Raw genomic sequence first — 24,404 nt, 5'->3', positions numbered from 1 at the left:
AGAAATCCCATTCGTCAGAATGGGATTTTTTTTATGTTCAGAAATAAAGTAAATTATTTTCTTTTAATAACTCTTTCTACAGCTTCAACAATCGCTTGATTGTTCAATTTGTATTTATCCATTAGTTGCGCTGGTGTTCCAGATTCTCCAAAACTGTCATTTACTGCGACAAACTCTTGTGGAGCTGGACTGTTTAATGCCAATACTCTAGAAACGCTTTCGCCGAGACCACCAAGAATATTATGTTCTTCAGCAGTAACGATACATTTTGTTTTTGCCAATGATTTCAAAATCGCTTCTTCATCCAATGGTTTGATGGTGTGAATATTGATTACTTCAGCCGAAATCCCTTTTGCTTCTAATGCTTCAGCAGCAATAAGAGCTTCCCAAACTAAATGTCCTGTAGCAAGAATAGTCACATCAGAACCTTCGCTTAAAACAATAGCTTTTCCAACTACGAAAGGCTCGTCAGATGGCATAAAGTTAGGAACAACCGGACGACCAAAACGCAAGTAAACTGGGCCATGGTAATCAGCAATTGCTAATGTAGCTGCTTTAGTTTGATTGTAATCACACGTATTGATTACTGTCATTCCGGGTAACATTTTCATTAATCCGATGTCTTCAAGGATTTGGTGTGTTGCACCGTCTTCCCCTAAAGTTAATCCGGCATGTGAAGCACAAATTTTCACGTTTTTCTCAGAATACGCAACGGATTGACGAATTTGATCGTAAACTCTTCCTGTAGAAAAGTTAGCGAAAGTTCCTGTGAAAGGAATTTTTCCTCCAATAGTTAAACCCGCTGCAATTCCAATCATGTTTGCTTCTGCAATTCCAATTTGGAAAAAACGCTCTGGGTGATTTTTCTTGAAATCATCAAATTTTAATGAACCAATTAAATCGGCACAAAGTGCCACAACATTTTCATTGGTTTGACCTAATTCCGTCATTGCCGCTCCAAAACCTGAACGTGTATCCTTACTTCCTGTATTTGTATATTTTTTCATTATTCTTTTTAATTGAAAGATTAAAAAATTGAAAAGATTAAAAAATTCTGCAATCAGAAATTGTTAATCTTCAATCTTAATTCTAGTAGTCAGTTTCGTCTTCTGAATAGTTTTGACCTAAAGCATTTTCCAGTTGTGCGTCATTTGGCGCTTTACCATGCCACGCATGACTGTACATCATAAAATCTACACCATTCCCCATTTCAGTATGCAACAATACACAAACCGGTTTTCCTTTTCCAGTTCTTGATTTAGCATCTGTCATTCCTGCTAAAATAGCTTCGATGTCATTTCCTTTTTCAATTTCCAAAACATCCCAATCAAAAGCTTCAAACTTAGCACGGATACTTCCCATACATAAAACTTCATCTGTAGTACCGTCAATTTGTTTTCCGTTAAGGTCGATTGTTGCGATAAGATTGTCTACTTTTTTTGCAGAAGCATACATAATTGCTTCCCAGTTTTGACCTTCTTGTAATTCACCATCACCATGAAGCGTGTAAACAATATGGTTGTCACCATTTAATTTTTTTGCTTGTGCAGCACCAATCGCTACAGATAGTCCTTGTCCAAGAGAACCAGATGCAATACGTACTCCAGGTAAACCGTCATGAGTAGTTGGGTGTCCTTGTAATCTTGAATTGATTAAACGGAAAGTTGCTAGTTCCGATACTGGAAAATACCCACTTCTAGCTAAAACGCTATAGAATACTGGAGATATATGTCCGTTTGAAAGGAAGAAAAGATCTTCTCCAATTCCGTCCATATCAAATCCTTCTTTGCGTTCCATCAAATTTTGGTACAGGGTTACAAGAAATTCAGTACAACCTAGAGAACCTCCCGGGTGACCTGAGTTTACAGCGTGAACCATTCGAAGAATATCTCTTCTGACTTGGATAGTTAAATCGTTTAATTGTTGTGTGTTAGGCTTCATTTTGTGTGTAAAAGTTAAACTGCTGCAAATGTAATTTTTATTTAGGGTTACAGCAAACGTTTTTTTGAATATTTAATGTACAATAGATTACGGTTTGTGATAATCTGAATTACTAATTTAGAGGATACTAATCCATAAAAAAGCCCGCATTTGCAGGCTTTATATTAAATAGAGAAACGGTAAGAAATTACAGTTCTCCAATGAAATTACATTCTAAGTATTTGTAATTGAATCAGCTCTATAAGCTTCTCTATTGATAGCAGATAAAGCAATTACGGTTAAGGCAGCGTCAGTTTTTTTCTCTTCATGAAGATTCATAGCCAATAATTCAGCCGCTTTATTTTCACCTAGCGTTTTTGCAAAAGCATGTAAAGTGCCATAGGTTGCAATTTCGTAATGTTTTACTTTTTGATCTGCTGCAATAAGCCCAGCATCACGTACCATACCAATATCGGTTTCTCTGATAAGACCATTGGTCTCTTTTAATATACCTTGCATGGCATCGCATTTTTTTGCTGTAGGTGCAATACCAGTTACTTCAAATATTTTTTCCAGACGGGAAACGTGTTCTTGTGTCTCACTTAACTGGTTTTTTAATGAGTTAACTAATTCTGGCGATGAAGCATTTTTTACCATTTTTGGCAACGTTTTGGTCAATACTTTTTCAGCCCAATAAATGTCTTTCAATCCAACTTCAAATAAATCTCTCAATCCATGTGCTGCGTTTGATTTTGCTTGAACAGCTCCTTTAAAAGGTTCGTTTTTACTACTTTCAGGTCTCATAATAGTTGTTTTTTTAAGATTAATTGTTGCAAGTACTATTAAATTTGTTGCCTGTATCTTACAAACTGATTACTTGCTTTTTTAATACTATAAAATTAAACAAACTATCATCGAATCAATTGTTAATTAACTAATTGTAAATACGAATAGTATGATTTTTTCCAAAATTTAACGTACTGTTTCGGCTGGTTCTTTGCTGTTTATGCTTTTAATTTAGTGACTAATTTTATTTTGAAGACTACTCCAACCGCCACCATTGTAGACTTTGGTAAATCCATTTGATTTCAAAATGCTTTTTGCGGAAGCACTTCGCATACCTGACGCACAACAAGTGATTATGGGTTGGTTTCTGTCTTTCAATTTAAATAGATTGTTACTTAAAGTATCAACCGGAATATTTAGGGAACCTTTTATGTGTCCCCCTGAATATTCTCCTTTGCTTCGAACATCCAGAATAATAGTTCCTTGTTTTACTAAATCGGAGTAGTTTACTTTTGGACCAAATCCAAATAAATTTTTGAGTGTGTTAATCATTTTATTTAATTTGAGATTGATGATAATTTACATCTAACCAGGAAACGCCATTGTAACATTCGATTCCATGTTCAGTCAGAAAGAGTTGTGCTTGTCCGCTTCGGTTTCCCGATGCACAACAAAGTACTAATGGTCCTTTAAGATTTTGTAATTCTTCTATTCTTTGCGGAATTTCATTCAGTGGAATATTAATGGAATCGGCTACATGGCCACCCATAAATTCAGAAGGGGAACGCACATCTACGATTGTTCCCTGTTTTTCTTTGATTGTTTTTTCTAAGCTCATTTTTATATTTTTTAATTAATAGTTAAATAGCTTTTAACTAAATTGTTGTACAAAAGTAAAGCAACAATAAGTGCTGCACAGTGCCTTTTGTTACACAAGGGATTCTTTATTTTGTCGGCTTCTGTTTTTAAAATATTTTATGGTTTCAAGAACGATAAGGATAGCAATTGCTCCTAAAAAAGAAGGCATAAAATGATTGTAATTCGTTACTTCAAAATTAAAAGTCTGGCGTAACGACGGAATCGAAATAATCAGCAGCAACATTATGATGGCGGTTAAGAGAATGGGGATTGTAACCGGATTTCTTTCGGTTATTACGAAGATAATATTTCTTGTTTTTGAAATATTGGTCAAAATGATAAAAATATTTCCAAGCAGTAGTGCCGAAAAAATAATAGCTCTTATTTCTCCTTCTGGATATTCTTGGAATTTGGAAAATAAATAAACCGAAAAAAACATAGCCAACAATAAAAAGCCTTGCATGACACTCAGTATAATCTTTCTTCAGCCAAAAAAACTGTTCGTTTGGATCTCATGGAGGACGCTGCATGATTTCTTTTTCTTCTTGCTCTGATTCGAATGCAATGGAATAAACGGGATCATTTATCAATTCCATAAAAAGTGCTTTTTCGGTTTTCTGATATTGGTAAAAAGAGATGAAAATAATAACGAAAATCGCAGAAAGTAGAATAATGCCTTCTCTGTAATTGCCCAATAAAAAATAAAGTACGCCACAGCTAATCAATAAAAGGAACAAGGGTTCTTTCACTACTTCCAAGGCGATACGCCAAATAGATTTTGCTTTTGCCGAGAGCAATTCATTTTAAACTTTCCGCAAGCTTGTCAAAAGATTCGTTCCAGCTGATATTGGTTAAATCGGTTATTTTTCTTGATGGAATTCCTTTATGAGTAAGTGTCATTCTTGTTTTGTTTTCATGTTCTTCGAATGAAACTGTTACAAGCAATTCCAACGGGAAACCTTCCATGCCATAATGTGTCCCCGAAACGACATTCCCTTTCTCATCTGCAAATGAATCCGTGTAAACAATTCGCTCCAAAGGAACAATTTCGATGTAGGTTCCAGTGCCCCAAAATTCCTGACCCTCAGAAGATCGCATGCAATTAAGATATTTGCCTCCAACTTTAAAATCTATTTCACAGACCGGACAAGTAAAATTTTTGGGTCCCCACCATTTCATAAAATTTTCATGATCTGTCCAAGCTTTCCAAACAAGCTCTAGGAGTGCGTCAAATTCTCTTACGATTAAGAGTTTTTGGTTATTGGATTCAGTGGTTGCTATTGATTGATTCGTTGTTTCCATTTTTATAATTTTTAATTGTTTACGGATATAACACATAAAGTTAAATAAAATGTATTCAATAATTTGGTAATTAAATGGTTATGTGCTGTTTTATAATTACAAAAACAAGAACTGTATTTCACTGGTGTAATCTGATAGTAAGTACTGTATGGATTATCCGTTTCCAAAATGATGAAAATGAAAGACTATGTGATGATGGAAAACGGGATAAAATGAGTTAAAAAAGAAAAATGGGAAAAAGAATACTACTGTAATAAATATAAATAAAGAATTGATTGGTTTAAAATTGATTCCAAAATGGGCGTGAAAAAATTATAATTAGAAAGCTTCTTAATTTAAACTAAAGAAAAAAAAAGTAGTGTAATAATCTGTAAATCAGTATTTTTTGTTAAATTTAATATCTTATTAACTAAAAAATACTTAACATGAAAAAATTTTTCTCAATTGCATTGCTGATTGCTACTTGCATCACTTTCGCACAAAAAAAGACTAATGGGACTATTATGTAGAGCATCCCGCAATTACTGCAGTAGAAGCCATGACACAAGCTTATGTAAATGGTGACGCTGATAAAGTAGCAAGCTTTTTAGCTGATGATTTTAATTCGCATAATGGTACGAGTTCTAATAAAGATGATAAAGGGAGTGACAAAGCTTCTTTTTTGAATGAAGTAAAGTTTTGGAAAGATAATGTTGATTATTTAAGTATCAAAAGATCTCTAGGCGCTTATCCGGATGCTTTAGAATATAAAGAGGATAATAATAAAGATGTAGTCTGGGTTCAAACGTGGGAAGAATTAAAAGGAGTACATAGCAAAACGGGAGTGAAAATTGATATGCCTTTGCATCGGTTGTTTGTAGTTGATAAAAACAATAAAATTAAAACAATTATTAAATATGCAAATAATAGTATTTTTGATGAAATAGGCAGTAGTTTTAATGATAGAGAAAATGGCGTAATCTATAATCATCATGAAAATATTAATATTGTCAGAAAAATGATTTACGCTTTTGAAAATAAAGACTTTGATAAAGCCTATAGTTTTTATGATGAAAAAGCAACTTTTATGGACATCAATTCACCTGTAGGTAAAAGCATAACATTAGCGGAACAAAAAGCAAACGATCAAAAGCTTTTTGATAAATTTGACCTAACGAGTATTGACATGGTTGGATATCCTGATTATTTGCATTACGAAATGGGTGATGCAATGGCGGTGCAGTCGTGGTGGAATTTTAGATTAACGAGAAAATCAGATAAAAAGAAAATTGTTTTGCCAATATTTTTCATTGATAATTTTAATGATAAAGGTAAAATAACTTCTGAGATAGCGTATTACAGCGAAAAATTGATGGAATAAAGAAATTAATTTTTAAGTATAACGTCCTAAAACAAGTGGATCAAAACGCAACTTATTTTAGGACGTTTTTATGTAGGCTATTTTTGTCACAAACGTGTGTTTTCTACTTCTTCTTTTTTAAGTCCATACTTTTCGACCGCAATTATGATTGCAATTCCCGCAATATAAGTCAGTAAATCAATCCAGGAAAATGAAGTTCCGATAACCGTTCTGGCAATTTTTGACTTTTCTAAATGTAGCTTTTCGACAATATTTAAAAATTGAAAAAATTCTATAGTGAAAGAGAAAATCAATACAAATAACGCAACCGTTAAAACAGGTAATTTGAGAAAAGATTTTAAAAAGCAATAGATTAAAATAACAACCAAAACATCTCCGAGATATGGTCTGACAAAGCTATCATTGATAAAAATCGCTATCAAAACCTCAATGAAAAAAAATAAAACTGCAAAGCCAAAGTAATTTTTGTTGAATGTTAGCATAGTGTTGATTTAGGTTTTGTCTATCGTCGAAAGCTTGGCGAAGTTTGGGATTAAATTAAAATTTATTTTTTCAACCTATAATGAAAAAGTTAAAATCTGGAGGAAATTTTCTACAGTTTGATTACAAAATGAGTCGAAAATCTAAAGTACGCATAACTGGGGAGCTCTGAAAATTAAATTTTCATAATAAAACCCAACGAACAATACAAAATTTAGCTAATTTGCTGAATTACAAGTTGCTAGGCTGGATGTATTATTTAGCTAATATAAGTAAGAGGAGTTCATTTCCTCTCTTTTATTATCTGCATCATGGAATGATAAAATGGATAACAAACAAACGCAAAAGTTTAAAAGGAAGCAAAATCAAAGCTGTTGAATGGCTTCGACAAATTGCAAAATCCTATCCAAACTTATTTTATCATTGGGAGCTAGGTTAATTGGTCTAATAATAAAGACTAAATCCACTGCATAATATGAGTCGTATGAATCGAGAGGTCCATATACGGCTCTGTGAGCGGTAAGGGATGACATTCCCCTTATCTACTGGACTGTTCTATAAACCTTCCTATTGGCTTACAGCCCAGCATTAACATAAAGTTTTAGTTGTTTTTCTAATTTAAAAGCTACATTTTTTTTCAAAAATAAAGTTTGGCACAATTCATGAATATAGAAAATAAAATTAACCATTTAAATTTTAAAAACATGAAAAAGATATTTACCCTTTTAGCCATTGTAGGATTATTTAGTTTACAGAGTTGCACCGTAAACGATGGACCTATTGTAGATAACACGACTAGTGAAGTATTTGAAGTTAATGCTTCGTTTACTTCAACGAATGACTACAGTAAATTAATCACGTTTAATTATCCGATTTATTCTTCGGATGTAGTATTAGTATACCGATTATCCGGTACTTCACAAGGTAATGACATTTGGAAATTATTGCCTGAAACTCATTATTTTAGTGACGGGACTTTAGATTTTGGGTATGACCAAGATCATACCACAAGAGATGTAAATGTATTTATGATTGGTAATAATTTGCAAACAGTTTCTACGGATTTTAGATTGAATCAGGTCTTAAGAATTGTGATTGTACCTGCAGGTTATGCCACTTCAATCAATAAAAATAGTTTTGAGGCGGTGATGTCGACTTTAAAACTAAATGAAAGTCAAATTCAAAAAATTCAAATGTAATTTTAGAAGTATAAATAAAAAAAGGAAATCGTAAGATTTCCTTTTTTTATGCTTTTATTTTTATGATATATGCAGATTAACTATTTTCTTCAGTAACTTCTTCTTTACTCATTTTTATAGATACAATAATTCCAGCCAAAAGCGAAACAGCTATAAAAGCTAATGATACCCATTCTGGGATTTCGATAAAATCGTGAAGTAACATTTTGAGTCCCACAAAAGTTAAAATGGCAATAAGACTATATTCTAAATGGGCAAATTTTTCTAACATATTAGCCAAAAAGAAATACATGGAACGCAAGCCTAATATGGCAAAAATATTCGAACTAAAAACTAAAAAAGGATCGTTTGTGATAGCTAAAATTGCAGGAACGCTATCAAGTGCAAAAACAACATCCATAACTTCAATAATTACCAATGCGACAAAAAGGGGTGTTGCAGCAGTAATATGCCGTCTTTTTACGAAGAAATGTTCTTCATCGATATGACTAGTGATCGGTATGATTTTTCGTAACGTTTTGTATACAAAAGATTTTTTGGGTTCAAATTTTTCATCTTCACCAGTAAACAGCATTCGCATTGCAGTATATATCAGGAATATTCCAAAAATATAGGTTGTCCACGAAAATTTATTGATAAGTAAAACGCCAAAATAGATCATTAGACCTCTAAAAACAATAGCACCTAGAATTCCCCAAAACAAAACTCGATGTTGGTATTTTCGCGGTATTTTAAAAGAAGAAAAAATAATAGCAATTACAAATATATTATCTATGCTTAATGATAGTTCTATTAAATATCCCGTAATAAATTTTATTGACGCTGCAGCTGGTTTCAATCCATCCGGATTCGAAATATAATTATTGCCATACAACCAATAGATAACTGCGGAAAATAAAAAAGATAAAGTTACCCAGATAGCAGTCCATTTACCTGCTTCTTTAGAGCTAATAATATGTGGCGTTTTATTGAAAACACCTAAATCAAGTGCAAGAAAAAGGAAGATGGCAGTTAAAAATAAAATCCAGACTATCATATGTTAAATTATTAATTTTACGTTTTTGTAAAGATACTTTTTGATTTTTTAAGTTCGAACCTTATTTTAAACAAAGTTGTGGTTGAAAAATATATTCCGAGTTAATCCTAAAAAAAAGGGGATGTTTGAAAAGGAGGCCTCTGAAAAACATCTCTTATTTTGATTAGAGGCACTTTTAGACCATAAATAAAACGCTTATAACAGGATTTAAAGATCCGTTATAAGCGTTTTATTTTTATAATTGTTTTTTATTATAGGTTATATGAGTCGATTTTTGACTTTATAGGCTCATCCTGTGTACTGCGTATGTAGCTTTCATTTTCCTATATTATTTGAGTATTCTTTTTAAGTTGACTGCGAAAATTCTATTGTACTTTGCGTTTACATATTGGTAATGCCATGCTATATTGCTCTATTTCTCGGCTCCTTCTTTATATCAACCCTCTCTAAACGCTTCCGTGTTCGTTTTCTTTATCTAAATATTCCTGTACAATATCGATAGCATTAGTTACCACATCACTTAATGCGGTAATAAAGCTTCCTTCTTCGGCACAATTTATGGCGTGTTTTATTGCTTCGGTTTCTTTAGGAATAATTTCATAAGTAACTATTTTGCCTGAATTTTTAATTCCTTCGAGGATTAAATCAATAATTTCCTCTTCGGTTCTTCCTCTCAGGTATTTTTCTTGTCGAATGATAATGTGGTCGAACATTCGGGCTGCTATAAAAGCACATTCTTTAATATCTTCATCACGACGGTCCCCGACACCTGCAATAATTCCAATTTTCTTGGTCGCATCGACACTTTGCAAATATTCTTCCACTCCTTTGTAACCGGATGGATTATGGGCAAAATCAATCAATACCTTGAATTTTTTGAACTCAAAAATATTCATACGCCCCGGAGTTTGTGCCGCACTTGGAATAAAAGTCTGTAAGGACAAGCTAATATCTTCGGTTTTAAAACCCCATAAATAACTCGCTAAAGTGGCCGCAAGTACATTGGCAATCATGAATTTTGCTTTTCCGCCCAATGTTAAAGGAACGTGAGTGGCGCGTTCGATGCGAATTTTCCATTCTCCTTTTTTGATGGTAATATACCCATTTTCATATACGGCAACCGTTTTTCCTTCGGCGCAAAGTTTTTTAATGAAATCACCGTCTTCACTCAAACTGAAATAAGCGACATTACAATTAAGATCTTTACCTATTTTGATGCAATGTTCATCGTCTCCATTCAAAACGGCCCAACCGTCTTTCTTGATACTTTTCACAACTGTTGCTTTAACTCGGGCTAAATCCTCAAGAGAATGGATATCACTTAAACCCAAATGATCTTCCTGAATATTGGTAATAATTCCAATATCGCAACGGCTAAAACCCAAACCAGAACGAAGAATTCCACCTCGAGCGGTTTCTAAAACTGCAAATTCCACCGTTGGATCTCTCAAAACATATTCGGCACTTAGCGGTCCGGTAGTATCGCCTTTTTCCATCATGTGATTTTGAATATAAATCCCATCCGATGTGGTGAATCCCACTTTGAAACCATTATTTTTCACAATATGTGCCAAAAGTCGGGTAGTTGTGGTTTTACCATTGGTTCCCGTAACCGCAATTATAGGAATACGAAAGGATTTACCCGGAGGATATAACATGTCAATAACTGGAGAAGCCACGTTTCTGGGCAATCCTTCAGAAGGAGCAAGATGCATTCTAAAACCGGGTGCTGCATTGACTTCCAGTATTACACCACCATTTTCTTTTAACGGTTGCGTTAAATTCTCGGCCATAATATCAACACCACAAACGTCCAATCCAATTACTCTAGAAATTCTTTCGGCAAGAAAAATATTTTCTGGGTGCATCATATCGGTAACATCTACTGAAGTTCCGCCAGTGCTTAAATTGGCTGTAGATTTTAGGAATACGATTTCGCCAATTCTCGGAATGGTTTCTAATGTATAGCCTAATTTTTCTAATAAATCTTCGGTGTCTCTGTCTACATCTATTTGGGTTAATACATTTTCATGGCCATACCCTCTTCTGGGATCCAGATTTGTAGTGTCAATTAATTGCTGAATGTTATATTTTCCATTTCCTATTACGTGAGCGGGAACACGTTTTGCGGCAGCTACTAATTTATTATCAATCACTAATATTCTAAAGTCGAAACCGGTAATAAATTTTTCTACGATAACACGTTTGCCATAGTGCTGTGCAAATACCAAGCCTGAAACGGCATCTTCCCAATTGGTAACATTGATTGAAGCGCCTTTTCCATGATTTCCATCCAAAGGTTTTAGTACGATAGGATAACCAATTTTTTTAATAGTTTCAGCCAATCCTTCTTCGTCAGTGCAAATACTTCCATTAGCAACTGGAATCGAAGCCATGTCCAGCATTTTTTTAGTAAGCTCTTTGTTGCACGCTATATCTACAGCAATACTACTGGTTTTACAAGTGATTGTTGCTTGAAAACGCATTTGATTAATTCCGTACCCTAGTTGAACTAAGGAATTTGTTCCCAGTCTTATCCAGGGAATATTTCTGGAAACGGCTTCTTCTACGATACTTCCTGTACTGGGTCCAAGTCGAACACGTTCCCGTATTTCACGCATTTTTTGTAAGTCGGCATTCAAATCGTAATCTGTTCCTGCGATTAAGGCTTCGGCAATTGCAACAGAAGATTCAGCTGCGAAAAGACCAACATTTTCTTCAGTATAACTGAATACTACATTATAAGTCCCTGGAGTTTTGGTTTCTCTGGTTCTTCCAAAGCCCGTTTCCATTCCCGCTAAGGATTGAATTTCAAGTGCAATATGCTCAATTACATGTCCCATCCAAGTACCGCGTTCCACTCTGGAAAAAAAACCGCCACGACAACCTTCAGAACAGCGATGTTCAATCATTGTAGGAAACATGGCTTCAATACGTGCTCTAAATCCTTCTATTTTATTAGTTGGAAATTGTTCCATTTCCTCCAAATCCAATCGCATTTGGATTAATTTTTTTCTTTGGATACTCCAAATATTGGGTCCACGAAGGGCTTGTACTTTAATTATTTTCATAAAACGGAAATGTTATTTTTTGAACTAAAAAATGGATGAGTAATGGGTTGATTTTAAATTGATAGATTCTAACTTTGAAAAAAAGGCAGGTATTTAGATCGAGTTTTTTTTTAAAAAGTACAGAATGCAACTAAAGTAGCTTTTTAAAAATGGGAATCAAAATTTATTTCTTTAAAAATAAACAATAATTATTCCGTTTGTTATAATTTAAAAAAAAAGGCTACATCACTGGCTTTTTTTATCTTTTTGGTTATTTTTACAAAATGAATATACTAGGAAAACTAATAATAATAGGAGGTGCGGTAGATAAAGGAAGTTTTACTGAAACCGATTTAGATAAAAATGCAACTAGCAATTTAAACTTTTTTGAAACTGGGATTTTAAAAAGGATACTAAACGAATCAAAACTTAAAGAGAACTCCCGAATAGAAGTTATTACAACAGCATCCGTAATTCCAAGAGAAATTGGACCAGAATATGTCAAAGCATTTGAGTATTTGAATGCTAAAAATGTGGATATACTTACTATAGAAAGACGCGAACAAGCTGCCGATGAAACCGTTTTAGCACGATTAAAAGCCGCTGATATCGTGATGTTTACCGGGGGCGATCAATTGCGATTGACTTCCATTCTTGGTGGTACACCGTTTCATGACATTTTATTGGACAAATACCATAATGAAGAGTTTATTTATGCAGGAACTTCTGCAGGAGCGGCGGCAGCTTCTAATAATATGATATATCAAGGCAGCAGCTCTGAAGCTTTACTCAAAGGGGAGGTAAAAATTTCTAGCGGATTGGGTTTAATAGACGGTGTTATAATCGATACCCATTTTGTACAACGCGGACGAATTGGCCGACTTTTTCAAGCAGTTGTAGGGAATCCCAGAGTACTGGGAATAGGGCTTGGAGAAGATACTGGATTGTTGATTACCAATAATACTCAGATGGAAGCTATTGGTTCCGGATTAGTTATTTTGGTTGATGGTCGAGAAATAAAAGATACTAATTTGACGAAAGTAGAATTAGGACAACCCATTTCAATTTCACATTTGGTGACACATGTCATGAGCAAATTTGACACCTATAATCTAGAAACGCATTTAATGCATATACAATCTTCTCATTACTTGTAATTCAGGTTTTGGTAATTGATTTTAGGCTTTAGTCCCAATATTCAATCCCCAGTACTCAATATCCATACCATGAAACTAATCATACACGGCGGTTTTTTCTCAGAATCTTCTACTAATCACGAAACAAAAGTTGCCAAGCAAAATGCGCTTGAGCGAATTGTAAAAGATTCCTATGCATTTTTAAAAACACATTCAGCATTAGAAACCGTTGTTTATGCAGTTTCCCTTTTGGAAGATGATGAATTATTTAATGCAGGAATTGGTTCCCAGATACAAAGTGATGGAAAAATTAGAATGAGCGCTGCGGTAATGGACGGTGAAACTCAGAAAATGAGTGGTGTTATCAATATCGAAGAAGTGAAAAATCCTGTTCAGGTTGCACAAATATTGATGCAGTATGACGATAGGGTTTTAGGTGGTAGCGGAGCAATTAATTTTGCGCGACAACATGGTTTCGAATCTTTTTCAACCGAAATTCCACAACGACGAGCTGAATATGAAGCAAAACTGAAAGCACTGGGGACAGGAACGGTGGGTTGTGTAGCTTTAGATCAAAACAAAAAAATTGCTGTGGCTACTTCAACAGGAGGAAAAGGTTTTGAAATTCCGGGACGCATTTCTGATTCGGCAACTGTAGCAGGAAATTATGCCAATGCATTTTGTGGTGTGAGTTTGACTGGAGTAGGTGAGGATATTGTAAGTAATGCAACTGCTGCTAAAATTGTCACTCGGGTTACTGACGGCTTTACATTGCAAGAAGCCTTTACTAAAACGTTCAACGAATTAAAACCTTATGATGGTTTTGCCGGTGCGATTGCTATTGATAGCGAAGGAAATATGTTTCATCAGGATTCTTATCCCAGTATGGTTTTTGCTAGTTTTGATGGCGAAAATTTTGAAGTTTTTGAATGATTTAATTCAAACCAAATAGGGATGTGATCGGATATTATTCGGGCTTGTTTTAGTGAATTGAAGTTTTTGTAAAAAGGAATAATTCCAGAATCTATTGTTTTGATTTTCGAAGTTTTGAAATACATATTGTCAAATTCTGACGCAAGGCATTTATCCTTTTTACATTCTTGTTTCAGGGATGTTTTTTGGTCAACCAAAACAGATTGATATCCCATTTTTTTCAAGGGATTGAAAACCGTATGTGATTGCGGACAATTGAAATCCCCTACAAAAATTAAATTCAAAGTAGGATATTCTTCCGGTAAAAATTTGAAATATTTAATCTCGGTTTCAGGTTGTTTATTTTTGGTTATAGCATGGAAATTAGCCACAGTAAACTGTTTTTTTTCATATTGAAACGTACAGAAATAAGGTTCTCTGTCAATCTCCAAATGGTACTTTTTCTCGAGCCACGCTCTCCCAATTTTCTTTAACTTGGCTGTTTTCCAGATAAAAGCGTAGCGTTCTGTTTTATAAACATTACTGCTGGTTGGGTCACTAATCACATAATCCCATTTGGCTCCTTTGCGATTGAGTTCATCTGCCAGTTTTGCCACAGCTTGAGCTCCGCCATAACCTGCTACCACTTCCTGAATGGCAATAAGATCATATTCCTGCAGCGAATTTGCAATATAATTTATGGTTTCTTTAGATTTTGATTTACCAAAGTTTTCTAGATTCCAGGACAGGAGTTTAGTTTGGGAGAAAGTAACTGAAGCAATAAGAAGAAATAGGAGGTAAAGGAAGGATTTCATTTAATATATGGAATACAAAATATTGATTTTAGCCAAAATAGTGTTTTTATTTAAAATCGGTTATTCAAAACTTGATAAAATTAAGAAGTATTTAGTTTTAAATCAGAAATTAATTTTGTCGGCCAATGATTTGAGTTGAATAATTAGTTCTATAATATTTTTGATATTAATTAGTTTGACCCAAACCTACATCCATTAAAAATCAATTTTTTATGGGTTTCCGCATTCTTATCTTTTTTGCCAGATTTTATATACTAAATAAATGATACAAATAGTACCAATAAATAGTATTGCTAATTGTGCTAAAAGGAATAAATTAAAATTTAAAAAAAATAAAGGTTTCATAAGTTTGGATTTTAATTGCTTCCAAACTTAGCTTCATTAAAAATAGTTTCTTTACGGAAAACCTCATTTTTGATAATTTTTTTTTTTAAGCTCCATTCTTGTAAAAATTGGGATACGAGAACAAATATTTTATTCCAATAAAATTTCAAATTCGTATTTTTAATTTGTGACAAAGCATAACTAAATTATAGTTTTCGATTAAGATAATCTACTTTATAGAGTCTCTATTGATTATTTCATCATCATATTTATAATTATAGGTATTGTAGTATACTCGTTGTTGTTTCTTTACTTTTTTTGGAGAACAAGGAGAAAGTGTGAAGAGTATGATAATTCCTATTAGTAAAATTTTTTTCATTCGGAGTTTTGATATTGGATATTTAGTTGTAACAAGTACGTACTATTTTCATCTGAATTTTCGTTACTTTTTTTATTTGCTGATTTGTCAAGAGTCCCTTTTTTTGGACTTTCTCCAGTTTCAGGCCTAAAGCTTCCCATTTTATTTTCATGTATGGATATTTTGATAATGAAATTGAATCTCCCTTGAGTGATTTTTTATAATGTGTAATATATTCTTTGGCATAATTTGAGTAATCGTCAACTCTTTTGACCCATTTGTAATTTATGATTGAATTCTCCTTTTTTAGCATTTCATTTAATGCAGCATCTGTTTTTATCATGGCTTGTTTGTTTTGATGAAATTAGATTTTACTTTTATTAAAAAAAATTAAACGGAATTAAAATTACATGCTTACAGAAAACCGTAAAGCTGGAAAAAATGTAAATCAAGATTGAAAGTTAATCTGAATTAATCATTCTAAATCAATTCATAGAAATAAAAGATTAATTATAATTTAATCCAGTTGCTCGCAATCCAGTCTAATAATTCTTCTCGATAAATTTGATGTTCTAAAATAGAGTGTTGTAAAAAACTTTCGACTCTTTGAAAACTTGCCTTTGTTTGAGGGACTTTATATTTTTCTAAAAACTGATTACAAAAATGAACTACTTCAGATTCTTCGGATTTATCTACATATATAGCATCATAAATTTCAATTTGATTGATATTATTTATTTCCTCGACTGTTTGTGAATATCCTGTAAATGCTAAGTCTTCAGTTGTAAAATTGGCCATTTTTTAAATTTTAAAGTTAAACAGGCCAAACATAATTCTAATAAAAATTAATTCTTTACGGGAAACCGTAAAAGGGATGGTTATTTTAAAAAAAAGTTGATGAAATATTCAGTTCCTACGATTCGGAATTACTAATTGTTCAAATTAATTAGTGAAAATTAGTTGAGCTAGCGATAGAATTTTTGTTCCTTTTGTAGAGTGCAACGGAAAGATTATACTAATCCTAAATCTTTGGTTATGGAAATGAGATGTACATTGTTACTGGCCTTGAAGTATATTTTAAGTTTATTTATTCGTTTCTCTATACTGCTACTGCCATTGGGAATGATTCCAGATTTTTTAAATTCCAATGCTATTTCGTCTAGAATTAATCCTTTTGATAAAAATTTCAAGAGAGAAATGTCATAGGCTTCGATTTCCAAGATTGACTTGTCTCTTAATAAATGAGACAAGTCAGCAGAAATGATTTTCTCATCATTGTTAAATATGTTTTGAACAGCATTTTTGAGTTGAGGAATACTATTACGTCCTTTAGATACGTAGGCATTGATTCCAGAATTATTAAAAAGAGATTTTATTCTAAAAGATTTATCTTCAATAGAAAATATTATCGTTTTGATGTTTGTCTGTATTTTTTTCACAGCATCAATTAACTCCTCACCTGTAGAGAGTCTGTTTTCTCTATGGTCGGGTTTAAATGATAAATCACTTATCAGTAAATCAAAAGGTTCTTCATCTTGAAGGGCTTTTTTTATTTTCAAAAAAGCATCATCACAGTATTTTGCATGGTGGATTTCTACAACAGAAAGTTCTTCAAGTGCTTGAACAACTGTCATGCTGATACTGTCTAAATCTTCGGCAACTAAAACTTTACGGAACATATGGGTATTATTATATTGGAAAAATGAAAACTTACTTTGAATCCTTTGTTGGATCTAGTATCAAAAGTAATAGTTCCTTTTATAGCCTCAATACGGTTTTCCACATTCCGTAGTCCATTTCTTGAATTTTTTTACCAAATGTTGCTCCAACGCCGTTATCAGTGTAATCTATTTGTAATTTATTTTCATTTTTTTTGAAAGTTAGTTTGACGATGCTACATTGGCTGTGCTTTTTCATATTGACAAGTAATTCTTGCAGCAGTCGGTAAACAGTTATTTTTTTATGATTGTCAATAGTTGTCCAATTGATAGTATCAATTCCATTAGTAAATATATTAAATGCATTAGCATTGAATCCGGATATCATTTCTTTCAAGTTAGATATAAAAAGGGAGCGTGTCTAGGCCATTACTCCAAAGCTGTCTTTTATCTGTTTTCTTATTTTCAAAGATTGATTAAAAAAGTCAAGGCTTTTTGGATTACCAATTTTAATAACAATAGCCTAAATTATCGAATGCTCTGGCTTTGTTTTCGGCACCGTTTAGAATATCTTTATTTAGTGCTAAAGGGGAAAGAATTTGTATAGCATGTTGATAATCTTCTTTATTCATGTATAACACTGCAATATTGTTTTTAAGAACTACTTTCTGTAATTGATTATCGGCTTGTTTATAGGCTTGATTGTAAAAATAAATTAGTATTGTCATAATTCATATAAGTTCTCATAATTAATCCCTAAAAAATTAAAAACGGCACATTTATAAGCTGGTTTGTGTTTTTTCGAATTATCAGTAAAATTTTAGTGGCTGTAGTTTCACTACTCGAATGATCACCTTCATTTTGTTGAATGATTGCCATTTTTAATAATGAATAAATTATCTTTTCATTATTTGTTGAAACATCAGAATTAGATTTTATTATAGTAATAGAAGACACTATCGTTTTTTTTATTTTCAAAATAGTTTTCAGGGAGCGTTAAATGCTTTGCATAATCGGTATTAACTTTAGATTTTGGAATATTTTGCTGTTCTTTTTTGCAGGATTGGAGTGCAAATAATTGCACTAGTAATAAAATGTAAATTGGGAAAATGGAACCTTTTAAGAATCATTTCCCAAAAATACAGATATTAATTAAAATATAGAGACATTCGAATTAACATTTTATTTTGGTTTTGGAGGACTAATCGGAGTTTGACCATTTGACCATCAATTGGATCACTGTCTGGGTCAGCAGCTATTTGTTGTTTATTATTGTTTGGAGTTGTTTCCACTTCGTCTGATGGAAATTATGAATATTTCAATCATCTCGGGCTGTATCCAGAAACAGAGAAAACATTAAAGCCAATTTCTCAGTATATTATTAAAAAATAGATACATAAATAATAGCCGAAGCAATATACTTTGGGGACTAAGATTTTATTAAGTTTAAGACTTTTGCTATATTGGAAACATAAAACTTACTTTGAATCCTTTGTTCGATTTAGTGTAAAATGTAATAGTTCCTTTTATGGACTTGATGCGATTTTCTACATTCTGTAATCCATTTTTTGAGGTTAATTTTTCAGATGTAGCTCCAACTCCGTTATCACTATATTCTATTTGTAATTTTCCTTCATTTTTTTTGAAAGAGATTACTACTAAACTGCTTTGACTATGCTTTTTCATATTGACAAGTAATTCTTGAAGTACACGGTAAACAGTGATTTTTTTATTGTTTTCTAAAGTAGTCCAATTGATTGTATCTATACCATTTGTTAGGATGTTCACTTCAACGTTATTAAAGCCGGACATCATTTCTTTTAGGCTGAATAGAAACATTGGTCCAGCTTCTATAGTGCTATTTTCTTTAGAAATGTTTCGTGTTCTGGAATAAATGGTTTCTAGATTATTCAGTAATATTTCTTTATTTTGAGTAGTAGATAAATCGTGTGTTTCAGCAAAAGCCATGGTTTGAAAAACGTCATTGGCCAATTCATCATGTAATTTTTTAGCAATCCGTATCTCGGTATTGTAAGAGCTTTTTATTTTTTCTCTTTTGTTTTTGGCAACAAGAAAATTAGAGATTAAAATACTTATCAAAATAATAATACCAACTACGAAATATAATAGTAGATTACTATTATGTTGTTGTTCTTGTTGAAGCACAGTTTGTGCTTTTAGTTTAACATTCTCATCCTTTTCTCTAGTGGAATCATATCTGATTTTAGCAAATTGATTCTTGGCTTTTATCCTTACTTTATTTATACTATCATTTACTTTTAGGTAGAGTGTTGCAAATTCTTTCGATTTATTTCCGGTACTGTTTTGTATTAACAATTCTAGACACTCTAAGCGATCATTTATAGCATTGACTTTGGTTGCTTTTTGATAGGACAATTGGGCGTATTCAGTAGCTAATTTTGGATTTGTTTTTTTATAATATTGAGAAAGATAATAGTAACTCCCAATAAGCCCTCGGTCATCATTTTTTTGGATTTTTATTTTTTTGGATTGATTTAGGTAGTAAAGTGATTTTGGGTTTCCAGTTTTATAATAACAATACCCTAAATTATCCAGTATTCTAGAGTAAGCTTCTGCATCATCTAAGACTTCTTTTTTTAATATTAAAGGGGAAAGAATCTGGATGGCATCTTGGTGTTTGTTTTGTTCCATATAGACAAAGGCAATATTATTTTTCATATTAGCCTTTTCAATTGGGTCTGTTTTTAAATTCAGTGCTTTATTGAAATAATAAAGGGCGTTTTTGTTATCGTATGTGTATAAGTAGTTGTTTCCTAGTGTGTTGTAGATATTCCATCTGCCATTGGGATATTTTTCATTGTTTTCTAAAAAAGGTAATGCCTCTACAGCAGTGGCTTCACTATTGGAATAATCTGTTAGAAATCTTTGGATTTCAGCCAACCAAGCTATTGAATGAATAATTCTCGAAGTATCTTTTTTTATTTCGGCAGCGTATTTAGCTTTGTTATAATAATAGTAAGAACTGTCAAATTCTTCATTTTCAAAATGTTTGTGGCCTATTGCTAAGAATCTGTTAATCTCCGTAACATCGGATTTTTTCTTAGGATTTTTTTGCTTTTTTTTCTCACATGATTGCGAAAAAAAAAGTAACATCAATAACATAATATAAATCGGAAAATGTAGTTTTTTGAGTATCATATACCGAAAGTACAGAAATTAATTACAATACAAAAGGATAAGATTAGTATATTTTTTTATTTTCTATAGATGATTTAAATACCATTTAAAAATAAAAAACCCCAATCTTTCGATTGAGGTTTCTATATAAGTAAGTAATCTAAATTGAGTTGATAAAACGTTTATTTTACTTTATTAAGTATTGCTTTGAAAGCTTCTGGGTGGTTCATAGCTAAATCTGCAAGAACTTTACGGTTCAATTCGATATTTTGCTTTTTTACTTTACCCATGAATTGAGAATAAGACATTCCTTCCAATCTAGCTCCAGCGTTGATACGTTGAATCCATAATGCACGGAAATTTCTTTTATTCACTTTTCTGTCACGGTAAGCGTAGCACATTGCTTTCTCTACCGCATTCTTAGCAACTGTCCAAACGTTTTTACGTCTACCAAAGAAACCTTTGGCTTGCTTCATTATTTTTTTTCTTCTTGCTCTTTTAGCAACTGAATTTACCGATCTTGGCATAATTGTATTGTTTTTTTGTAGCAGGCGTCCCGAATTAAATCAAGAGAACTTAAAAGCCATACTCCAAGGTTATTTTTTAAATTGTTTTAACCTAAAGAATTATTAGATAATTCTTAATTGTTGTTTGATGCTTTTCATATCTGTTTTGTGAACTAGCGCAGAGTGTGTCAAGGCTAATTTACGTTTTTTAGATTTTTTAGTCAAGATGTGACTTTTAAAAGCATGCTTTCTTTTAATCTTTCCAGAACCAGTAACTTTGAAACGTTTCTTGGCGCTAGATTTGGTTTTCATTTTAGGCATTTTTTCCTAGTGTTTTAATTTATTCTTACTTACTTATTTTTTAGTTTCCAGTCTCGGTTTTCAGGTTAAAGTCTGAAAACTGAAAACTGCCAACTGTTTACTTCTTTTTCTTAGGAGCAATGAACATAATCATTCTTTTTCCCTCCAGAACTGGCATTGCTTCCACTTTACCAAACTCTTCCAAATCTGTAGCTAATCTCAACAATAAGATTTGACCTTGATCTTTATAGATAATAGAACGTCCTTTAAAGAAAACAAAAGCTTTCAATTTCGCTCCTTCCTTTAAGAATTTTTCAGCGTTCTTTCTCTTAAACTCATAATCATGCTCATCGGTTTGAGGACCAAAACGGATTTCTTTCACAACAACTTGTGTAGATTTCGCTTTTAAGATTTTATCACGTTTCTTTTGTTCGTAAACAAATTTCTTGTAATCCATGATTTTGCAAACCGGTGGTTCTGCATTAGGAGAAATCTCTACTAAATCTAATTCAAATTGATCCGCTAATCTTAAAGCTTCTGAAAGTTTAAAAACTCCTGGTTCAATATTCTCTCCTACAAGTCTTACTTCTTGTATACCACGAATAAGATTGTTTATTCTGTGTGCATCTTTTTTTTCTACGCGAGGTTGGTAACCTCTGTTGCTTCTTATTGCTATGACTTTATAATTTAAGTTAAACTGTAAATACTTTTAATGTTTTATTGATTTCTTCGTTTACAATAGCAACAAATTCTTCTATTGTAACGCTGATATTTCCTTTTCCTTCCTGTCCATGACGACGGATTGATATAGTCCCATTTTTCTCTTCCTCCTCACCTACGATCAACATAAACGGGGTTTTTTGCATTTCGGCATCTCTAATTTTCTTGCCAATTGTCTCGTTTCTATTATCAACGAGGGCGCGAATTTCGTGATTTTCTAGCAAATCTAAAACTTTTTTCGCATATATTTCATATTTCTCACTCAAAGACAATATAATAGCTTGTTCCGGCATTAACCAAAGAGGGAAATTTCCTGCAGTATGTTCCAGTAAGATAGCGATAAATCGTTCCATCGATCCAAAAGGAGCTCTGTGAATCATCACCGGTCTGTGTAATTCATTGTCAGAACCTTTATAGGTCAAGTCAAAACGTTCCGGTAGGTTGTAATCTACCTGAATAGTCCCTAATTGCCATTGTCTTCCCAAAGCATCTTTTACCATGAAATCCAATTTTGGACCATAGAAAGCAGCTTCGCCATATTCTACTACAGTGTCTAGATTTTTGTCTTTTGCGGCATTGATAATCGCATTTTCCGCTTTTTCCCAATTTTCATCACTACCTATATACTTGTCTCTATTCTCTTTATCTCTTAAAGAAATCTGAGCGGTAAAGTTTTCAAATCCTAATGAACCAAATACATACAGTACCAAGTCAATTACTTTCTTAAACTCTTCATCCAGTTGTTCCGGAGTACAAAAGATATGCGCATCATCCTGAGTAAATCCTCTTACACGGGTTAAACCATGTAATTCACCACTTTGTTCGTATCTGTAAACGGTACCAAATTCAGCATAACGCTTCGGTAGATCTTTGTATGACCAAGGACGTACATTGTAGATTTCACAGTGATGAGGGCAGTTCATTGGTTTTAATAAAAACTCTTCCCCTTCGGCCGGAGTGCTTATAGGTTGAAAGCTATCAGCGCCGTATTTTGCATAATGTCCTGAAGTTACATACAGTTCTTTTTGTCCAATATGCGGCGTAACCACTTGCTCGTAGCCACCTCTTTTCTGCGCTTTTTTCAAAAACTGTTCTAAACGGTCTCTCAGAGCAGCACCTTTCGGTAACCACAATGGCAATCCTGCACCTACTTTTTGCGAAAAAGCAAACAACTCCAATTCTTTACCCAGTTTTCTATGGTCACGGCGTTTTGCTTCTTCCAGTAATTCTAGGTATTCAGTCAAATCCTTCTGCTTAGGAAACGAAGTTCCGTAAACACGAGTCAACTGTTTGTTTTTCTCGTCGCCACGCCAGTAAGCACCGGCAACACTCATGATTTTCATCGCTTTGATGATTCCTGTATTTGGAATATGGCCACCACGACATAAATCAGTAAACGTATCATGATCGCAAAACGTAATCGTTCCGTCCTCAAGATTGGTAATTAATTCTGTTTTGTAAACGTTGTCTTTATATAGTTCTAAAGCTTCAGCTTTAGTCACCGGACGTAATTTGAATTCATGCTTGCCTCTTGATATTTCAAGAACCCGATCTTCAATTTTTTTAAAGTCAGCATCTGTAATTTTCTGATCTTCAAAATCTACATCATAATAAAACCCATTAGATATTGCTGGTCCAAGAGTTAATTTGATCCCTGGGTACAATTCCTCAAGAACCTGCGCCATCACGTGTGAAGTCGAATGCCAAAAAGCTTTCTTTCCATCAGCGTCATTCCAGGTGTATAATATAAGACTGCCATCCGTAGTCAAAGGAGTTGTGGTTTCAACTGTTGTGCCATCAAAAGAAGCCGAAATCACATTTCTGGCAAATCCTTCGCTAATGCTTTTAGCAACATCCATAGGTGTTAACCCTGGAGCAAACTCTTTAACTGACCCGTCGGGCAAAGTAATCTTAATCATTGTTTATTATTTTAAGAATGCAAATATAGACGATTACAAAAATACATACAATATATATGTAAGGTTTGTTACTATATAGGTGTAAAAACAAAATCACAGTCCTTATATATAGGTATAGGGGGAGTGTTTTGTTTAGGAGCTATTTCCCGCTATCCGCTATATCTTTGTGTTTTAAAGGAAAAACACAAAGGATGCCGCTTTTATCGGGGCTATGGTGTCATGTTACATCGACTTTATGATTTTGACAAAGGATAAATTATTCATTTGCTATCTTATATATAGGACTGTAGCTTTCACATGTGCGTAGTATTCATTACCTAAATATATAATCATTGTCACTAATCTTATCCATTTAGTCACCCTTTCCTTTGGATAGTCCCGAAGCATCGGGAGGGTAGAGGAAAATAGTTTCGTTTCAAGGCGCATGTTTCCAGCGAGTTAAAGTTTAAGTTAAAGAAACGTCAAAAAAAAGGTTTAAAAAAGCTTGTTAAAGCGAATAAAGGGGCTACTTTTGCACCCGCAACAACGCAGACGTTCTTTTATAAACTGGCAAGTAGTACGAATCAAACTAGAAAATTTATTTTCTAAAAAAGATTTAGAAAAGCT

26 protein-coding genes are annotated in these 24,404 nt (G+C 33.1%); 4 read left to right on the top strand and 22 right to left on the bottom strand.

Annotated features, from left to right (window positions below):
- Positions 1–53 precede the first annotated feature (53 nt).
- The 8 genes from ACNQGG_RS13070 to ACNQGG_RS13035 form a co-directional block, all read right to left on the bottom strand.
- Complete coding sequence (locus ACNQGG_RS13070) at positions 54–1,007, bottom strand: transketolase family protein (protein ID WP_416857743.1); 954 nt, start codon at positions 1,005–1,007, stop codon at positions 54–56.
- 82 nt (positions 1,008–1,089) lie between these two features.
- Positions 1,090–1,941, bottom strand: a complete 852-nt coding sequence (locus tag ACNQGG_RS13065) for a transketolase (protein WP_416849972.1) — start codon at positions 1,939–1,941, stop codon at positions 1,090–1,092.
- Positions 1,942–2,154: 213 nt separating this feature from the next.
- Positions 2,155–2,724 (bottom strand): YciE/YciF ferroxidase family protein, encoded by a 570-nt coding sequence (locus tag ACNQGG_RS13060; protein ID WP_416857744.1) that lies wholly within the window; start codon positions 2,722–2,724, stop codon positions 2,155–2,157.
- Between the two features lie 213 nt (positions 2,725–2,937).
- Positions 2,938–3,258: a rhodanese-like domain-containing protein gene (locus ACNQGG_RS13055; RefSeq protein ID WP_417964644.1), complete on the bottom strand. Its 321-nt coding sequence runs from the start codon at positions 3,256–3,258 to the stop codon at positions 2,938–2,940.
- 1 nt (position 3,259) lies between these two features.
- Positions 3,260–3,544, bottom strand: coding sequence for a rhodanese-like domain-containing protein (locus tag ACNQGG_RS13050; protein ID WP_417964642.1), 285 nt, complete (start codon positions 3,542–3,544; stop codon positions 3,260–3,262).
- A gap of 90 nt (positions 3,545–3,634) precedes the next feature.
- Positions 3,635–4,027: a cation transporting ATPase C-terminal domain-containing protein gene (locus ACNQGG_RS13045; RefSeq protein ID WP_417964640.1), complete on the bottom strand. Its 393-nt coding sequence runs from the start codon at positions 4,025–4,027 to the stop codon at positions 3,635–3,637.
- A gap of 49 nt (positions 4,028–4,076) precedes the next feature.
- Complete coding sequence (locus ACNQGG_RS13040; RefSeq protein ID WP_417964638.1) at positions 4,077–4,361, bottom strand: hypothetical protein; 285 nt, start codon at positions 4,359–4,361, stop codon at positions 4,077–4,079.
- A 1-nt stretch (position 4,362) separates the two neighbouring features.
- Positions 4,363–4,866, bottom strand: a complete 504-nt coding sequence (locus ACNQGG_RS13035) for an SRPBCC family protein (protein ID WP_417964636.1) — start codon at positions 4,864–4,866, stop codon at positions 4,363–4,365.
- Positions 4,867–5,404: 538 nt separating this feature from the next.
- Between ACNQGG_RS13035 and ACNQGG_RS13030 the strand changes: the two genes are divergently transcribed.
- Positions 5,405–6,226, top strand: coding sequence for a nuclear transport factor 2-like protein (locus tag ACNQGG_RS13030; protein ID WP_417964634.1), 822 nt, complete (start codon positions 5,405–5,407; stop codon positions 6,224–6,226).
- Between the two features lie 86 nt (positions 6,227–6,312).
- Here the strand turns inward: ACNQGG_RS13030 and ACNQGG_RS13025 are convergent, their stop codons facing one another.
- Positions 6,313–6,708, bottom strand: a complete 396-nt coding sequence (locus tag ACNQGG_RS13025; protein WP_417964632.1) for a ribosomal maturation YjgA family protein — start codon at positions 6,706–6,708, stop codon at positions 6,313–6,315.
- Positions 6,709–7,410: 702 nt separating this feature from the next.
- Between ACNQGG_RS13025 and ACNQGG_RS13020 the strand changes: the two genes are divergently transcribed.
- Entirely contained in the window at positions 7,411–7,905 is a 495-nt protein-coding gene (locus ACNQGG_RS13020; protein WP_417964630.1) for a hypothetical protein, read from the top strand.
- A gap of 76 nt (positions 7,906–7,981) precedes the next feature.
- Here ACNQGG_RS13020 and ACNQGG_RS13015 read toward each other — a convergent pair whose 3' ends face one another.
- Both ACNQGG_RS13015 and cphA read right to left on the bottom strand, forming a co-directional pair.
- Entirely contained in the window at positions 7,982–8,941 is a 960-nt protein-coding gene (locus ACNQGG_RS13015) for a TerC family protein (protein ID WP_417964628.1), read from the bottom strand.
- A gap of 446 nt (positions 8,942–9,387) precedes the next feature.
- Entirely contained in the window at positions 9,388–12,012 is a 2,625-nt protein-coding gene (gene cphA, locus ACNQGG_RS13010; RefSeq protein ID WP_417964626.1) for a cyanophycin synthetase, read from the bottom strand.
- 263 nt (positions 12,013–12,275) lie between these two features.
- Here cphA and ACNQGG_RS13005 point away from each other — a divergent pair, with 263 nt between their 5' ends.
- Positions 12,276–13,148, top strand: coding sequence for a cyanophycinase (locus ACNQGG_RS13005; RefSeq protein ID WP_417964624.1), 873 nt, complete (start codon positions 12,276–12,278; stop codon positions 13,146–13,148).
- Positions 13,149–13,217: 69 nt separating this feature from the next.
- Positions 13,218–14,060: an isoaspartyl peptidase/L-asparaginase gene (locus ACNQGG_RS13000; RefSeq protein ID WP_417964622.1), complete on the top strand. Its 843-nt coding sequence runs from the start codon at positions 13,218–13,220 to the stop codon at positions 14,058–14,060.
- Here the strand turns inward: ACNQGG_RS13000 and ACNQGG_RS12995 are convergent.
- The 11 genes from ACNQGG_RS12995 to thrS all read right to left on the bottom strand — a co-directional run bounded on the left by ACNQGG_RS12995 (position 14,003) and on the right by thrS (position 23,798).
- On the bottom strand, positions 14,003–14,854 hold the full coding sequence (locus tag ACNQGG_RS12995) for an endonuclease/exonuclease/phosphatase family protein (RefSeq protein WP_417964620.1): 852 nt from the start codon (positions 14,852–14,854) through the stop codon (positions 14,003–14,005). The two genes, ACNQGG_RS13000 and ACNQGG_RS12995, sit on opposite strands and share 58 nt — an antisense overlap.
- A gap of 725 nt (positions 14,855–15,579) precedes the next feature.
- Entirely contained in the window at positions 15,580–15,879 is a 300-nt protein-coding gene (locus ACNQGG_RS12990; protein WP_417964618.1) for a hypothetical protein, read from the bottom strand.
- Positions 15,880–16,046: 167 nt separating this feature from the next.
- On the bottom strand, positions 16,047–16,334 hold the full coding sequence (locus ACNQGG_RS12985) for a hypothetical protein (RefSeq protein WP_417964616.1): 288 nt from the start codon (positions 16,332–16,334) through the stop codon (positions 16,047–16,049).
- Between the two features lie 212 nt (positions 16,335–16,546).
- Positions 16,547–17,215: a DNA-binding transcriptional response regulator gene (locus ACNQGG_RS12980; protein WP_417964614.1), complete on the bottom strand. Its 669-nt coding sequence runs from the start codon at positions 17,213–17,215 to the stop codon at positions 16,547–16,549.
- 79 nt (positions 17,216–17,294) lie between these two features.
- On the bottom strand, positions 17,295–17,582 hold the full coding sequence (locus tag ACNQGG_RS12975; protein WP_417964612.1) for a sensor histidine kinase: 288 nt from the start codon (positions 17,580–17,582) through the stop codon (positions 17,295–17,297).
- Between the two features lie 121 nt (positions 17,583–17,703).
- Complete coding sequence (locus ACNQGG_RS12970) at positions 17,704–17,922, bottom strand: hypothetical protein (protein WP_417964610.1); 219 nt, start codon at positions 17,920–17,922, stop codon at positions 17,704–17,706.
- Positions 17,923–18,652: 730 nt separating this feature from the next.
- The gene (locus ACNQGG_RS12965) at positions 18,653–20,329 is read right to left on the bottom strand and encodes a tetratricopeptide repeat-containing sensor histidine kinase (protein WP_417964608.1); all 1,677 of its coding nucleotides are present in this window, start codon (positions 20,327–20,329) and stop codon (positions 18,653–18,655) included.
- A 206-nt stretch (positions 20,330–20,535) separates the two neighbouring features.
- On the bottom strand, positions 20,536–20,880 hold the full coding sequence (gene rplT, locus ACNQGG_RS12960) for a 50S ribosomal protein L20 (RefSeq protein WP_039109227.1): 345 nt from the start codon (positions 20,878–20,880) through the stop codon (positions 20,536–20,538).
- 102 nt (positions 20,881–20,982) lie between these two features.
- Positions 20,983–21,180, bottom strand: coding sequence for a 50S ribosomal protein L35 (gene rpmI / locus ACNQGG_RS12955; RefSeq protein ID WP_022827375.1), 198 nt, complete (start codon positions 21,178–21,180; stop codon positions 20,983–20,985).
- A 97-nt stretch (positions 21,181–21,277) separates the two neighbouring features.
- On the bottom strand, positions 21,278–21,835 hold the full coding sequence (gene infC, locus ACNQGG_RS12950; RefSeq protein ID WP_417964806.1) for a translation initiation factor IF-3: 558 nt from the start codon (positions 21,833–21,835) through the stop codon (positions 21,278–21,280).
- A gap of 16 nt (positions 21,836–21,851) precedes the next feature.
- The gene (gene thrS / locus ACNQGG_RS12945) at positions 21,852–23,798 is read right to left on the bottom strand and encodes a threonine--tRNA ligase (RefSeq protein WP_417964605.1); all 1,947 of its coding nucleotides are present in this window, start codon (positions 23,796–23,798) and stop codon (positions 21,852–21,854) included.
- Between the last annotated feature and the right edge of the window lie 606 nt (positions 23,799–24,404).

This window comes from Flavobacterium esculini, assembly GCF_048284325.1.
Classification (GTDB): Bacteria; Bacteroidota; Bacteroidia; order Flavobacteriales; family Flavobacteriaceae; genus Flavobacterium.
The sequence above is the reverse complement of the archived record's forward strand: the minus strand, read 5'-3'. Positions and strand labels throughout refer to the sequence as shown.